This is a genomic window from Shewanella bicestrii, assembly GCF_002216875.1.
Taxonomy (GTDB): Bacteria; Pseudomonadota; Gammaproteobacteria; order Enterobacterales; family Shewanellaceae; genus Shewanella; species Shewanella seohaensis.
Genome location: NZ_CP022358.1, coordinates 457,578 through 471,356 on the forward strand (window position 1 = coordinate 457,578; position 13,779 = coordinate 471,356).

At 48.2% G+C, this 13,779-nt stretch carries 15 protein-coding genes and 1 rRNA gene; 4 read left to right on the forward strand and 12 right to left on the reverse strand.

All coding sequences use genetic code 11. The annotated features are described in order from the left end of the window. Positions 1-112: 112 nt before the first annotated feature. Positions 113-228 (forward strand): 5S ribosomal RNA (rrf, locus tag CF168_RS02110). A 222-nt stretch (positions 229-450) separates the two neighbouring features. Here the strand turns inward: rrf and hemB are convergent. From hemB to rraA, 12 genes are all read right to left on the reverse strand, one after another. Next, positions 451-1,461, reverse strand: a complete 1,011-nt coding sequence (gene hemB / locus CF168_RS02115) for a porphobilinogen synthase (protein ID WP_011624289.1) — start codon at positions 1,459-1,461, stop codon at positions 451-453. A gap of 9 nt (positions 1,462-1,470) precedes the next feature. Beyond that, positions 1,471-3,348, reverse strand: a complete 1,878-nt coding sequence (locus CF168_RS02120; protein ID WP_089066801.1) for a sensor domain-containing diguanylate cyclase — start codon at positions 3,346-3,348, stop codon at positions 1,471-1,473. Next, entirely contained in the window at positions 3,341-4,144 is an 804-nt protein-coding gene (locus tag CF168_RS02125; protein ID WP_086902293.1) for a TatD family hydrolase, read from the reverse strand. The genes CF168_RS02120 and CF168_RS02125 overlap by 8 nt, the downstream gene beginning before the upstream one ends. After that, positions 4,144-4,674 carry a hypothetical protein gene (locus CF168_RS02130; RefSeq protein WP_089068883.1) on the reverse strand — a complete coding sequence of 177 codons (531 nt, stop codon included), beginning with the start codon at positions 4,672-4,674 and terminating at the stop codon, positions 4,144-4,146. The genes CF168_RS02125 and CF168_RS02130 overlap by 1 nt, the downstream gene beginning before the upstream one ends. A gap of 44 nt (positions 4,675-4,718) precedes the next feature. Then, complete coding sequence (gene tatC, locus CF168_RS02135; RefSeq protein WP_086902292.1) at positions 4,719-5,468, reverse strand: twin-arginine translocase subunit TatC; 750 nt, start codon at positions 5,466-5,468, stop codon at positions 4,719-4,721. 3 nt (positions 5,469-5,471) lie between these two features. Beyond that, positions 5,472-5,915 (reverse strand): Sec-independent protein translocase protein TatB, encoded by a 444-nt coding sequence (tatB, locus tag CF168_RS02140; RefSeq protein ID WP_086902291.1) that lies wholly within the window; start codon positions 5,913-5,915, stop codon positions 5,472-5,474. Between the two features lie 6 nt (positions 5,916-5,921). Further along, positions 5,922-6,179: a Sec-independent protein translocase subunit TatA gene (tatA, locus tag CF168_RS02145; protein ID WP_086902290.1), complete on the reverse strand. Its 258-nt coding sequence runs from the start codon at positions 6,177-6,179 to the stop codon at positions 5,922-5,924. Positions 6,180-6,238: 59 nt separating this feature from the next. Then, positions 6,239-7,888 (reverse strand): ubiquinone biosynthesis regulatory protein kinase UbiB, encoded by a 1,650-nt coding sequence (ubiB, locus tag CF168_RS02150; RefSeq protein WP_089066802.1) that lies wholly within the window; start codon positions 7,886-7,888, stop codon positions 6,239-6,241. Beyond that, positions 7,885-8,505: a ubiquinone biosynthesis accessory factor UbiJ gene (locus tag CF168_RS02155; RefSeq protein WP_089066803.1), complete on the reverse strand. Its 621-nt coding sequence runs from the start codon at positions 8,503-8,505 to the stop codon at positions 7,885-7,887. Before CF168_RS02155 ends, ubiB begins: the two co-directional genes overlap by 4 nt. Then, on the reverse strand, positions 8,505-9,260 hold the full coding sequence (ubiE, locus tag CF168_RS02160) for a bifunctional demethylmenaquinone methyltransferase/2-methoxy-6-polyprenyl-1,4-benzoquinol methylase UbiE (RefSeq protein WP_086902287.1): 756 nt from the start codon (positions 9,258-9,260) through the stop codon (positions 8,505-8,507). The genes CF168_RS02155 and ubiE overlap by 1 nt, the downstream gene beginning before the upstream one ends. A 241-nt stretch (positions 9,261-9,501) precedes the next feature. Beyond that, positions 9,502-10,554 (reverse strand): formimidoylglutamase, encoded by a 1,053-nt coding sequence (locus CF168_RS02165; RefSeq protein ID WP_089066804.1) that lies wholly within the window; start codon positions 10,552-10,554, stop codon positions 9,502-9,504. Between the two features lie 129 nt (positions 10,555-10,683). Then, positions 10,684-11,169, reverse strand: coding sequence for a ribonuclease E activity regulator RraA (rraA, locus tag CF168_RS02170; protein WP_011624278.1), 486 nt, complete (start codon positions 11,167-11,169; stop codon positions 10,684-10,686). A 323-nt stretch (positions 11,170-11,492) separates the two neighbouring features. Between rraA and CF168_RS02175 the strand changes: the two genes are divergently transcribed. The 3 genes from CF168_RS02175 (at position 11,493) to CF168_RS02185 (ending at position 13,722) form a co-directional block, all read left to right on the forward strand. Further along, the gene (locus CF168_RS02175) at positions 11,493-11,741 is read left to right on the forward strand and encodes a YgjV family protein (RefSeq protein WP_089066805.1); all 249 of its coding nucleotides are present in this window, start codon (positions 11,493-11,495) and stop codon (positions 11,739-11,741) included. Between the two features lie 354 nt (positions 11,742-12,095). Then, a complete protein-coding gene (locus CF168_RS02180; RefSeq protein ID WP_089066806.1) occupies positions 12,096-12,608 on the forward strand; it encodes a phosphatase PAP2 family protein in 513 nt (170 codons plus the stop codon). Between the two features lie 73 nt (positions 12,609-12,681). After that, on the forward strand, positions 12,682-13,722 hold the full coding sequence (locus tag CF168_RS02185) for an MJ1255/VC2487 family glycosyltransferase (RefSeq protein WP_086902284.1): 1,041 nt from the start codon (positions 12,682-12,684) through the stop codon (positions 13,720-13,722). Positions 13,723-13,779 lie beyond the last annotated feature (57 nt).

Below are 13,779 nucleotides of genomic sequence, written 5' to 3' on the forward strand. Positions count from 1 at the left end.
ACTCAGTAGTACTTAGACGAATACAAACACTTAAGAAGTGGTACTCAATCCAGCTTTCCGAATTCATTTACTGCCTGCATGAGATAAGATGGGTAAGTAAATAGCAAATTTGCTTGGTGACAATAGCATTGTGGTCCCACCTGATCCCATCCCGAACTCAGAAGTGAAACGCAATCGCGCCGATGGTAGTGTGGGGTCTCCCCATGTGAGAGTAGGTCATCGCCAAGCGCCTAATTAAACAACGAAGCCAGCTGAACAAGCTGGCTTTTTTGTTTTTGGCGTTTGCCATTTCATTATCTTTATTCCTTCTATTCGCCTCTGCGAAGACGATATTCATTGTTTGCTTATCGATTTGAACGATAAAGCCGTAGATCTAAGAGCTTTGTTCGGGCCAATAAAAAGGGCAGCGTATGGCTGCCCTTTATGCTTAGAATTGGTTTTTAAGCCCGATTATTTAGCTTCTTTTAGCCACTGTGCTGCACGTTTGGCGAAGTAGGTAAGGATGCCATCGGCGCCAGCGCGTTTGAAGCATAGCAGCGATTCCATGACGATGGCCTTTTCTGCTAACCAACCATTTTGAATGGCCGCCATATGCATGGCATATTCGCCACTGACTTGGTAAGCGAAGGTTGGTACGGCTAATTCGGTTTTTACGCGATGAACGATATCTAGGTAAGGCATACCAGGCTTCACCATTACCATATCTGCGCCTTCTTGGATATCTAGTGCCACTTCATGCAAGGCTTCATCGCTGTTGGCTGGATCCATTTGATAGCTATGTTTATTGCCACCTTTTAAGTTGCCTGCTGAGCCTACTGCATCCCGGAAGGGACCATAGTAGCTTGAGGAGTATTTGGCTGAATAGGCCATGATTTGAGTGTTGACATGGCCAGCGGCTTCGAGCGCTTGGCGAATCGCCCCTATGCGACCATCCATCATGTCCGACGGGGCAACAATATCTGCACCCGCTTCGGCATGGGAGAGTGCTTGTTTCACTAAGATCTCTGTAGTGATGTCATTCAGGATATAGCCTGTTTCATCGATAATGCCGTCTTGACCGTGGGTGGTGAAAGGATCTAAGGCCACGTCAGTCATGATTCCCAGTTGTGGGAAGGCCTTTTTCAGTTCACGCACGGCGCGTTGCACTAATGCATCGGCATTGTAGGCTTCTTCTGCCATTAGCGATTTCTTCTCGGCAGGGGTAACTGGGAACAGGGCAATTAATGGAATACCGAGTTCAACTAGCTCTTCGGCTTCTTTTAACAGTAAGTCGATAGAGTAGCGTTCAACCCCTGGCATAGAGGCGACTTTTTCGCTGCGATTAGTGCCTTCAAGCACAAACATGGGGTAGATCAAATCATTGACTGTTAGGTGATTCTCAGCCATCAGGCGACGGCTAAAGTCATGTTTGCGCATGCGGCGCATTCTGCGCTGAGGGAAGGCACTGGTAATGATGTTCACATTAGACTCCTAAGTAGGTTCTGTTTGTGCTGGCGCATACAATTTAACTTGATTGCGTCCGCTATTTTTTGCCTGATAGAGCGCCTTGTCGGCTTGCTCTAATAATTCGGTACTGTGTTGGTCGTTACTGATGACGTCGGCACTGACACCGATACTCACGGTTAAGGGAATGGGCTTGCCTTCCCAAGCGAGGCCGATGCTAGTCACTGCATCTCTTATATTTTCAGCGACTTGAAGAGCGCCATCCGCAGTCGTATTGGGGAGAATAATAGCAAACTCTTCACCACCAAAACGTGATACTAGATCGGTTGGTCGTTTTAAATGTTGCTGCAAGGTTGTCGCTATCACTTTTAATGCCTGATCCCCTGCTAGGTGGCCGAATTGATCGTTGATGGATTTAAATCGGTCTATATCCAGCATTAATAAGGCGATTGGGGTTTCTTGGCGACGACTAATCCGGCTCTCTGCGAGCAGTCGTTTATCGAAGGCGCTGCGGTTTTTCACTCCAGTTAAGCTATCGATAGTGCTCTGCTCGGTAAGTTTTTGGTTAACTTCATGCAATTCGCGCAGGGTTATCTCAAGCTCTAGCGTGCGTTCCTGCACCATCTGTTCGAGTCTTTCATTGGTTTCCGCTTCCACCTTTAAGGCTTCCTCGCGCGCACTACGGATCTTTTGCGCTTGCTTGAGGGCCTCCTGTTGAATACGGAGCTTAGATTTACGTTCATCGTTATAGCGGATGGCGAGGACCAGCGACATAAAGATGATTTCGAAGGTGAGCCCAAGCATCACCGGTGTTTGCGGCTTGATATTGAATTCGATAACACTCAAATAGAGTAGGCTGCTAATGCATGCGCCAGTAAGCATACTCACCCAGCCAATGGTATAGAGCTTTGCCAGCTTTTGGCCGTTAATGGCTTGTATGATGGCGAGTATCATCATGATGATGCTGAGTATCGCTACCGAGATTATCTCGATATACAGCACGGTTCCGTAGCGCAAAAAGGGGACTAAAAGCCCAACAAGAATAATGTAGACCGCGCTGTAGCGGCACATTAATAACATCCGGCGGTTATAGTATTTCAGTTGCAGGATTTTCTCTGTGAACATTAAGGCAAAGGCCATCACCAGAGGTAACAGCACGGGAACCATAAGTTGCTGTAACGCGGGCCAATTAGGCCAGAGAAAACGGAATGCATAACCATTGATCGTAGCCACTAATAGCGTCATGCATAGGACATAACCTGAGTAATAACTGTAGCTAAATGAACCTGAGGCTAACGCGATAAACAGGCTGAAGATCCCTATCGCGGCGAGCACACCGAGCTGAAAGCCATGCTCAACGGCGGTTGATTCGGCAATTTGGGCTAAATCATTGGCTGACCAAAGGTTTAGAGGGACAGCGGCGCTGCCTTCGGTAACGATATGCAGATAGAAGGTGTGTTGCTCATTGGTGCTCAGTTTAAAGGGATACAGAAAGATATTGCTCGGCAGTGGGCGGTTCTTATAGAGCAGTGTGTCACCCATCTCAGTGGTGTTGACGAGCTGATTATTCACTAGATGAAAAACGGTCACTCTATCCAATAATGGATTATCGAGGGCGAGAATGCGTGCAAGACTCCCATCACCGCTCGTAAGGTTTACTCTCAGCCAAAAATCATGTTGGCTAAGGCGTTGAATATCATCACTGGTAAACTTGTGCCATTGCGACTTGGGCAACGCCTGAATATCGTCTAGCTGACTGTTAGCATTGGCGTGCGTCACCATCAACCAAGGAGTTAGATTTAGTGGTGTAGGTGTGTGCTCATCTATGCTCATCGTATTGGCAAAGTTGCCAAATGATATGAGCATACCGAGTAACAACACCAATAAGCTGCCGAACTTAGCCATTCGCTTGACTCAAATTAAAAAAGGCTAGGCTATTTTGATAGCACTGTTTGGCAAATTCAGCCGCATTTTCACCCCGTAGATTGGCAATATATTGCGCGATATAGGGCAAGTACTCGGGTTTATTTTTACTGGACTTAGGCTTAGGCCGCATACTGCGTGGTAGCAGGTAAGGGCTATCCGTTTCAATCAATAAACGCTCTTTGGGAATAAACGGGACGAGCTCGGCAAGTTCTAGGCCGCGCCTCTCGTCACATACCCATCCCGTAATGCCTAAATGTAGATCGAGCTCGATATAGGCTTCCATTTGAGCCCGGGTGCCAGTAAAGCAGTGTAGTAATGCTCCGCTGAGATGGGGGCGGTATTCTTTAACAATACTCAAAAAATCATCGTGGGCATCTCGTTCATGCATGAGTACCGGTTTTTTGAGTTCAACCGCGAGTTCGAGTTGGTCGATAAACGCTTGGCGCTGGGCAGGGCGAGGGGAGAAGTCTCGGTTGTAGTCGAGTCCACATTCACCGACAGCAACAACTTGTGGCGCTTGGCAGAGTGTGGCTTGTAACTGTTTGGAGTCTGCTTGCCATTCGCTAGCATGGTGGGGATGTACGCCTGCGGTGCAGTAAAGCTGTTTGGGATACTGTTGGCATAATTGAATGGCGGCGGCGCTTTCAGTTAAATCGCTGCCAATAACAATTAACGGCGAAACCCCTTGGTCCGCCGCTGCTTGTACGATTTGCGCTATGTCTGGTTCGAGTGCGCTGCCAAGCAAGTTGACAGCGATATCTATATAAGATGGCATTATTTTAGGCGTTTTACCCTCACCTTAGCATTACGACTTTCTGTGCCCATTAAGAAAGAGCCAAGCGCGGCTTTTTCGATAAATACTTTTTCACCGACTTTTAGATTGAATTTACGGTTTTCGGTTTGTTTCCAAACTTGGCCATTGGTAAAGGTAATCTTTAAGGCGCCGTAGGCATCTTCTGCTATCGACTCCACATCGAGATAAATTTTGTCGGTTGTATTCTCTTGGACGCGTTTAACTTCCATACCGAAATTATCTTCGACATTGGTTGCGGCAGCTGCAACAGGAGCTGCAGTCGCCACAGCTACAGGGGCTGCTGCGGGAGTGACAACGGGGGCGACAGCTATTGGTGCCGTGGTGTTATTGGCCACTGTGGTGACTTGAATGCTTGCTGCGAGGTTGTCATAGCATACCAAGCGCTCGAGCTTGTCCGTTATCCCTGCACATTGAGTTAATTGCTGCTCAATCGCGGCATTAGCCTGTGCAGATATCAGTAACACTGCACCAGTCAGTAAAGTAAAACGCATCCCAGTTTCCTTATTATTATTTTCCTCTAATGCCGATTGAGGCATTAGTCGTTCGTTGATTCTTCTTCGTCGGTCTCGTCATCAGGTTTACTGTAAAAACGAGCCGCAAATAATCCGCCTTCGAACAATAACAGCATTGGTACGGCAAGCATAGTCTGGGAGATAACATCCGGTGGCGTTAACAGCATGCCGACCACGAATGCGCCGACAATGATATAAGGGCGTTTTTGTTTGAGATCTTCTGGAGTGGTTACGCCTGCCCAGCAAAGCAGAACCACGGCAACCGGGATTTCAAAGGATAAGCCAAAGGCAAAAAACAATTTCAGCACAAAGTCGAGATAGCTGCTGATATCGGTTGCTACCTGTACTCCCTCGGGGGCCGTGTTGGCGAAGAAGCCAAATACCACTGGGAATACAACGAAATACGCAAAGGCGATCCCTAAGTAAAACAGTACTGTGCTACTGAAGAGTAGCGGCATGACTAAGCGTTTTTCATGCTTATACAAACCGGGCGCCACAAAGGACCAAATTTGATAGAGCACGTAGGGAACAGCCACAAAAAATGACAGGACTAACGTCAGTTTGAAAGGGGCGAAGAAAGGTGCGGCGACATCGGTCGCAATCATGCTGCCACCTAAGGGCAAAGACTGCATTAAAGGGATTGCCATGTAGTGGTAAATATCATTTGCCCAATACACGCTACAAATGAACACGATTAACACACTGGCAATGGATTTAAGCAGCTTGGACCTGAGTTCAAGCAAATGGCTGATAAGTGGCTGCTGTTGCGACATGAATTATCCGTTAGCTTTCGGGTTGGAACGGGTATCCTCGCCCTGATTGGATTCGCTAGTGGGGGCGGAGGAAGCCGAAGGACTCGCCTCTGTAGAAACACTCTGGCTCGCAGGGTTGTGGATCTGGTTTTCCGGTGCGGGAACATCTTGCACTTGGTAAGGACGATTCACAGACTGTGCTGCTTGCTTTAACTGGTCGATCGACTCTTGCAATTCGGGTGAGAGGTTAGATAGACCTTTACTCTCTGCTTTTTTGAGGTCGGCGTGCAACTGCTCGATCTTTAGCTCTTGCTCAAGTTCTTCTTTGACTGAGTTGGCCATGCGTTTCATCGCGCGGATCCAACCTGTTACTGAACGTACTGCAACCGGTAGACGTTCGGGGCCAAGTACCACAAGCCCCAGAACACCGATCAGCAGCAGCTCCATAAAGCCGATACCGTCAAACATAAAGAGTTACGCCTGTTCTTTGTTAGACTCAGGTTTCTTTTCAGTCGCCTGTTGGGTTGGTTGTGCAGATTGTGCTGTTTGCACTGATTTTGCTGCTTCTGCATCTTCTAACGCTTTTTTATCTTCGTCTGAAGACATAGCGTTTTTAAAGCCCTTAACAGCACCACCTAAATCACCACCCAAAGAGCGTAATTTCTTTGTTCCAAACAATAAGACAACGATTAACGCGATGATAAGAAGTTGCCAAATACTAATGCCACCCATGAAGGTATCCTCTTAATTGATATCGGTTCTATTATGAACCTCTGATTAATTAGTGCTAGCTAAAATTTACGATTCTTTGGCCTAGATCGCCATCCGATAATCCACAACACCGCGCCTGAAATCAGACACACGTAAGGGCTCCACAGTGTAGCGTCTTGGTTGAACAATAACGTGCCGCAGATCAATAAAATTGCAGAAGTGATGAGCAAGTAATTACTCTTGTGTGCTTGCTGCTGATATTTCAGATACTTATCTAGCATTTGTTGCTGAGAACTCAGCAATTTCCTGCCTAATTTAAGGTTATCGTAAATTAGCTCAGGGAATTCCGGAAGCTTATCAGACCAATATGGCAGTTTTGTGGATACCTTTTTAAACATTGCCTTAGGGCCCACTTGCTCGGCCATCCACTGTTCTAAAAAGGGTTTCGCCGTTTGCCAGAGATCCAGCTGCGGATAGAGCTGACGTCCTAAGCCTTCGATGTAGAGTAATGTCTTCTCGAGCAGCACGAGCTGAGGCTGCACGACGATATCGAAGTGGCGTGCGGTGCGAAACAGTTCTAATAACACGTGGCCGAAGGAGATTTCATCTAAGGGCTTGTTAAACATGGGTTCACAAACGACCTTGATGGCTTGCTCGAAGGCCTGTAGATCGGTTTTTTCCGATACCCAACCCGACTCGATATACAGCTGCGCGATACGGTGGTAATCACGGTTGAAAAACGCGAGGAAGTTTTCCGCTAAATAGCGCTTATCGACTTCGCTGAGTGTGCCCATAATGCCGCAATCTAGGCCGATATAATAAGGATTCTCGGGATGATCGCGGGAGATAAAAATATTCCCTGGATGCATATCGGCATGGAAAAAGTTATCGCGGAACACTTGGGTGAAAAACAGCTCTACGCCACGTTCGGCCAAGAGTTTAAAGTTAGTTCCCTGTGCCTTCAGTGCGGCGATATCTGATACCGGAATACCGTAAATGCGCTCCATCACCATTAAACGCGGATAGCAAAACTCTTCGTAGACATACGGAATATAGAGCGCGTCTGAGTCGAGGAAGTTATTACGCAGCTTAATGGCATTGAGGGCCTCAAGCTTAAGATTGAGCTCACCTAGAATGGTCACACGGTAATCTTCAATCACCTCCGAGGGGCGCAGGCGATTCCCTTCACCGAGGAGATAATCGATGACCTTAGCCGTTTGCGACATCAACAACAGGTCAGCTTGGATTTTAGCTTCCACATTTGGGCGCAGCACTTTTAATACCACGGCCTTGCCGTTGGATTTGAGCGTGGCGGTATGCACCTGAGAAATCGAAGCCGAAGCTAAGGGTGTTTCGTCAAAGTCGTCGAAGTAGCTCTCGATGGGGGCTTTAAGTTCGGCTTCAATCGCTTGACGTGCCAAGACACCATCGAAAGGCGGGACTTTATCCTGCAACATGGCCAGTTCAGTCGCCCATTCATCGCTCAGTAAGTCACGGCGGGTTGACAGCATTTGCCCAAGCTTAATATACACTGGGCCAAGTTCCTGCATCGCCAGCTTTAAACGCTCGCCGCCAGATTTGCCTTTGTGTTTATTGCGGATCCAAAACAGGCTGTTGCGGGCGAGTTTAAAGTACCAAGGGGTCATCTTTGGCGGTAATACGTCATCTAACCCATATTGCAGTAGGGTTTTAATGACATGATAACCGCGGCGGATACTGGCAAGGGTCATGGCTTAATTTGATCTCTTAATTTGGCAATCCGTTGTTCGAGCGCACGTGTATCGTCAACTAAGTCATTCATTTGATCGCGAAAATGAATGAGTTCAATCCGGTGTGGCGCAAGGCGATATTCTTCAATAGCGAGTTGCCCCAAATGCGAGCGTGTCTTACGCAGCACTTCAAATGCTAAGGCTTTGGCCTGTAGTCCAGTGCTCAGCAGTTTATGGGTTGGCCCATCGCCTAAGTAACGTGACAGAGGCTCGGCAAAATCAAACTCTATGCTACGCAGATAATGGCTGAAGCTTTGTAACAGATTGAGGTCACCTTCGAGGCTGAGCTTATCCTGTTTGATGAGTTCGGTGAGGTTAGCACCTTCTGTCACGCGGTAGAGCGTCGTGGCATCGGCATGCAGGCTGACATCCACATCGCCTTCATAGCGACTCAGTACTTGGATTTCTTTGGCGAAGACCAAGTAAATTGGCCAGCTGAGTTGTGATAATTGAATGCGAAAGACTTTGCCATGTAACTGACGCTGGCGAGCATAGGCGTCGCCGGCTTGGGTCTGAAGTTGCTTCAGACCCGTCTCAATGGCGGCGCAGGCAAGTAACACCACTTCTTGCGGCATCATTAGAATTTATAACCGCGGTGCAGGGCAACAATGCCGTCGGTCATGTTGGTGTAATCGACCTGTTCAAAGCCCGCATCGACCATCATTTGCTTGAGGGTCTCTTGGTCTGGGTGCATACGAATTGACTCGGCAAGATACTCATAGCTGTCGGCGTCTTTCGTAATGATTTCACCCATTTTTGGCAGCACTTTAAAGCTGTATAGGTCATAGACTTTGCGCATCAGCTCATGTTGCGGCTTAGAAAACTCTAACACTAACAACTTACCGCCTGGCTTAAGCACGCGGTTCATTGAACGCAGCGCCGCGTCTTTATCGGTCACGTTACGCAGACCAAAGGCGATAGTGATGATATCGAAGTGATTATCGGGGAAAGGCAGTGCTTCGGCGTTGGCTTGCACATAGCTCACATTGCCAACGATGCCGCGGTCACGCAGTTTAGTGCGGCCCACTTTCAGCATAGAATCGTTGATATCCGCTAATACCACTTCGCCTTTATCGCCCACCAAATGGGAGAACTTAGCGGTTAAATCGCCAGTACCACCCGCAAGGTCGAGCACCTTCATACCAGGGCGCGCGCCAGAGACTTCAATGGTGTAACGCTTCCAAAAACGGTGAATACCGAAGGACATAACGTCATTCATGATATCGTACTTGGCGGCAACCGAATGAAACACGCCGGCAACGAGATCGGCCTTTTTATCCGCCTCTACGGTTTTATAACCAAAGTGGGTATTTTTAGATTCGCCCTCAGACATCAATGTATTCCTATTGTTTTGCAAAGTATTAGTGGCGAGTGTAAGCCATCGCCTGCATTTGCTGAATCTTTGATCTATCACTCTGTGATCGAGTTAGTAAACTCTCCTCAAGGCGTTGGCTTGAGGCGTTTGGCATTGGCCAATGTTGAGTGCGCCGACCCGATAAAATGGATTGGCATTAGACCACAATATCAGGATTTGGTGAATAGCTTAGCGCCCACAAGGGCGCAAGCTTAACATGCTATTGGGCTAAAAAATGACGCCTTGCCTGCACATAGGCATAGATTAACTCGCTGATACTCTGGCCGACATCCCTAAATCCGGCCTCAATACCCGCCTCATGGCAACTTGGCGCGGCTTCGGCCAAGTGCAAATAAGCACAGGGGCAATGGCTGGCGATGTAACTGATATAGTGCGCGGCATCGAGCAGGGGAATGCCCGCCGCCGTTGAGGCGCTGCTGGGCATTTTTGCAATCGCATCGACATCGAGTTCTAATCCAACGGGCAGGGCGGTGTGATTGAGTTTGCCAGCAATCTCCTGCAGCGCCTCAGTAAGGCTCACTTCGCGGCGAATCCAGATCTGTTGCAGGCTATGCCAAGTGCCACCAAAATCAGACAGTTGTTGTAAATTTGCCTCACTGTTTTTGAGCTCGTGCAAACCGAGCACATGGTAATAACCCAGCGCGCCGCGATTGGCGGCATAACTAAAGCCATTACCGCTGTGGCGCCCTTCGAGTAGGCGAAAATCACTGTGCGGATCTAAATTCACCGCGGCAACTTGGCGTTGATAATGGGCCGAAGTCGCCATTAACAGACCGTAGGCATTGTTGTGGCCGCCGCCAATCACTATGGGTTCAAGTCCTGCGGCTTGTATGGCGCTAACGATACTCATCACCCGCTCATCGAGTTGCTCAACTGCTTGGCGTAAACGGGGTAGGCTCGCGCCTTCGCCGTCCTGTGCCTGTAATTGCAGATCCGCCGTATGAACTTGCCCTAAAATCAGGCATTCGGCGCCCGAAAGAAAACGATTTGACTGTAAATTCAGCCATTGGCGCATGCTGGTGGTAAAGGCATCGGTGGCGCCGCCTCTGCCTAAGTTTGCCCGAGGGCCGATATCTTCCCCTACACCTAAAATGGCAAATTGAGCGCCGTGGGCTTTGGCTGTGGCGAGTATCGCCTCGAGCGGATGTTCGTGATTAGCCAAATGTACACATTGACCAATTTTGGTTTCACCCGCTCTTGGGCTCACTAGACTGGCCATATCGGCTTGGGTAAATGGAATAAATTCAGACATGGATTCGTATTCTTATCGGTAGGGACAGGGATATTGTGGCGTACCCAAGGACGAATATTCAATGGGACTTAGCGAAAACAGCCAATAAAAAAGCCAGCTTAGCTGGCTTTCTTGATAGACAATTTGTCATTACTCAATGTCGAGTGGTTCTGGCGACAGGATAATACCAGTGTTATCGGCATAGATATGATCGCCTGGGAGGAAGGTCACGCCGCCAAAGTTGACCGGAATTTCCACTTCGCCCACTGAATTGCCATCGGCACCGACTGGAATCGAGGCAAGGGCTTGAATGCCGATGTCTAATTCTTCCAGCGCATCCACATCGCGTACTGAACCGTAAACGATAATGCCTTCCCAGTTGTTGTTGACTGCGATTTCAGCGATAGAAGCATCGATCAGGGCGCGGCGTAATGAGCCACCACCGTCAACCAGTAAGACTTTACCTTGGCCATCTTCTTGTAAGACCTCGGTGATTAGGCCGTTGTCTTCAAAGCACTTAATCGTGCTGATAGAACCGCCAAAAGAGCTACAACCACCGTAGTTACTGAACATGGGCTCGACTACATCTACGACATCTAAGTACATGTCACATAGTTCTGAGGTGTTGTATTCCATATTTACACTCCTATTGATCCGCGTTGCGTACAGTTTAGCGAGTTTACGCCAGTATAAAAGGGATTACTGAAAAGAAAAGTGTTATCAATCACGGTATTGTTGCACTTGGGGGTTAACACTTCTGTTGTAAACTTTCGTCACTTAACAGGGGTTTGTCCTCAAAACTTGATATCGGTCATTAAATAACGGTTTTTTATTACAACTCTGTTGCGTGTTTTGGTATTATATCCCAAGTTTAAATTAACTTACTTAACTTAATTTGCTTTAGGGGCAAGGACCCCCCGGTACGCTTATGGACGGTAGAGGGCCTTCGAGAGGTGCCTATGGAAGCTGTAAACACAATTGAAATTATTGGTTATTTTGCCTCAGTAATGGTGGCAATTTCACTTATGATGAAGAACATCATCTGGTTAAGATGGTTAAACTTTGTCGGCTGTACCCTGTTTGTTATCTACGGCGTATTTATTTCAGCCTGGCCAGTTGCAGGTATGAACGCTTTCGTAGCCTGTATCAATATCTATCATCTGACGAAAATTTACCGCGCCAAAGCGTTGGTACAAGCCGTCGCTTGAAGGTTTTCTGACAGTGTTGCCCGTTCCTAGCATCAGGGCAGCACTGTATCTCCCCCACGTTTTCCTCTCTTTGCAGTCATTACTCCATTCATCGCGATTTATTTCATCTGCGCGAATGTCATAAAACTTTAGGCCTGATGTCACTTTGCCGTCATCGGGAGTTCTTAGTCTCACCTTAACACTAAGTACTTAAGCAATATCTGTTTAAGTCGCCATAGGGTTTAGCGTGGGGTTCTATCGTGAAATAGTTGTCTGACACGGCGTTAAAACATGCAGACGCTAACGGTTGTCGAGAGAATGCACTCATTAACATCGCCACGATACTCGCTGGCATGCCAGCAAGGAGCCTGTTTTATGTTGAGTTACATTACAGACTTAGATAAGCGCATGTTTTATCGGATTGTGGGTTTGAGCCAACGTCATGGTGTTTATGATTGGGCGAAACGGATATCGGCAACTGGGGATGGGCATGTGTATCTGTATCTTGCTGTCGGGTTGATGCTGACACACGCCCAAGGACAGAACCTATTCAATCTACTGTTAGCGAGCTTTTTGGTTGAATTGCCGCTGTACTTATTAATTAAAAATAGCATTCGCCGCACTCGCCCCTGCCACGCTTTAGTTGGGTTTGAGAAGGGATTCGAGCCTTCAGACAGATTCAGTCTACCTTCGGGGCACACGGCGGCCGCCTTTGTGATGGCCACGAGTGTGGCGCAGGTATATCCCATGGCTGCACCCCCTGCCTACGCCTGGGCGCTCTGTATTGGTGCCTCACGTATTGCGCTTGGAGTGCATTACCCTTCAGATATTGCTGCCGGCGCCTTGTTAGGTACTGGGGCTGTATTGCTGGTACATCCCGTGATTTAACCCAAATCAGGCGCTTATTCGTTAGGTACCTCCTTGATTCACCACTCTTTCATTCACAGTTAAAGGATAAGCAATGCGAATACTCTACGGAGTTCAAGGCACAGGGAATGGCCACCTAAGTCGTGCTCGAGTGATGGCAAAAGCCTTAATTGAGCACAATATTCAAGTCGACTTTTTGTTTTCGGGGCGCAAGCCTGAACATTTTTTCGATATGGAGTGTTTTGGGGAGTATCGCGTACAAGCGGGAATGACCTTTGCGACCCACTCAGGGCGAGTGAATGTGTCGCAAACGGTGAGACAGAATTGCTCCTTGTCATTGCTTAAGGATATCCAAGCATTAGATTTGAGTTGCTATGACCTCGTGCTGAATGATTTTGAACCCGTATCCGCATGGGCGGCGAGGCGCCAAGGCGTCCCTTCCATTGGCATAAGTCATCAAGCGGCCTTGACTCACCCTGTGCCAAAGTTGGGGAGCACTTGGTTTAATGAGTTACTACTCAACTATTTTGCGCCAGTGGATGTGGCACTGGGTTGCCATTGGCATCATTTTGGTTTTCCGATCCTACCTCCCTTTGTCGAGGTCGATGCCAGTCCCATAGAACATACCCATCAAATTTTGGTGTATTTACCCTTCGAAGAGGCGGATGCGATCGCCGAATTTTTTAAGCCTTTTACGGATTATCAGTTTCTGGTGTATCACGCTAAACAGCCGACTGCACCGCTCGCTGACCATATTCAATGGCATGGTTTTAACCGTGACGGATTTAAACAGCACTTAGCGAGCTGCGGTGGAGTGATTGGTAATGCGGGATTTGAGTTGGCGAGCGAGGCGCTGACCTTAGGGAAAAAGTTGTTGGTCAAGCCGCTGATTGGTCAATTTGAGCAGTTGTCGAACGTGGCAGCGCTGCAATTATTGGGCGCGGGTGACAGTATGATGAGTCTGGACATGGGCGTGGTCAAACGTTGGCTCAAGGCGGCATCGCCAAATCCCATCGCCTATCCACAGGTGGGGGATGCCTTAGTGAAATGGATTTGCAGCGGTCAGTGGCAACATACAGCGCCATTGTGCGATGACCTTTGGAGCCAAGTGAAGCTGCCCGACACCTGGCGCTAACTCGAGCAAAGCTTGATGATAAAAGGCGTCGTCGGCTCTAGCTGGAAATTTGGGGTT

Bases quoted from the DNA above. Each gene is read 5' to 3' on its own strand.
- CF168_RS02120 (WP_089066801.1), bottom strand. From the start codon at position 3,348: ATGGCTAAGTTCGGCAGCTTATTGGTGTTGTTACTCGGTATGCTCATA.
- CF168_RS02125 (WP_086902293.1), bottom strand. From the start codon at position 4,144: ATGCCATCTTATATAGATATCGCTGTCAACTTGCTTGGCAGCGCACTC.
- CF168_RS02130 (WP_089068883.1), bottom strand. From the start codon at position 4,674: ATGCGTTTTACTTTACTGACTGGTGCAGTGTTACTGATATCTGCACAG.
- tatC (WP_086902292.1), bottom strand. From the start codon at position 5,468: ATGTCGCAACAGCAGCCACTTATCAGCCATTTGCTTGAACTCAGGTCC.
- tatB (WP_086902291.1), bottom strand. From the start codon at position 5,915: ATGTTTGACGGTATCGGCTTTATGGAGCTGCTGCTGATCGGTGTTCTG.
- tatA (WP_086902290.1), bottom strand. From the start codon at position 6,179: ATGGGTGGCATTAGTATTTGGCAACTTCTTATCATCGCGTTAATCGTT.
- ubiB (WP_089066802.1), bottom strand. From the start codon at position 7,888: ATGACCCTTGCCAGTATCCGCCGCGGTTATCATGTCATTAAAACCCTA.
- CF168_RS02155 (WP_089066803.1), bottom strand. From the start codon at position 8,505: ATGATGCCGCAAGAAGTGGTGTTACTTGCCTGCGCCGCCATTGAGACG.
- ubiE (WP_086902287.1), bottom strand. From the start codon at position 9,260: ATGTCTGAGGGCGAATCTAAAAATACCCACTTTGGTTATAAAACCGTA.
- CF168_RS02165 (WP_089066804.1), bottom strand. From the start codon at position 10,554: ATGTCTGAATTTATTCCATTTACCCAAGCCGATATGGCCAGTCTAGTG.
- rraA (WP_011624278.1), bottom strand. From the start codon at position 11,169: ATGGAATACAACACCTCAGAACTATGTGACATGTACTTAGATGTCGTA.
- CF168_RS02175 (WP_089066805.1), top strand. From the start codon at position 11,493: ATGGAAGCTGTAAACACAATTGAAATTATTGGTTATTTTGCCTCAGTA.
- CF168_RS02180 (WP_089066806.1), top strand. From the start codon at position 12,096: ATGTTGAGTTACATTACAGACTTAGATAAGCGCATGTTTTATCGGATT.
- CF168_RS02185 (WP_086902284.1), top strand. From the start codon at position 12,682: ATGCGAATACTCTACGGAGTTCAAGGCACAGGGAATGGCCACCTAAGT.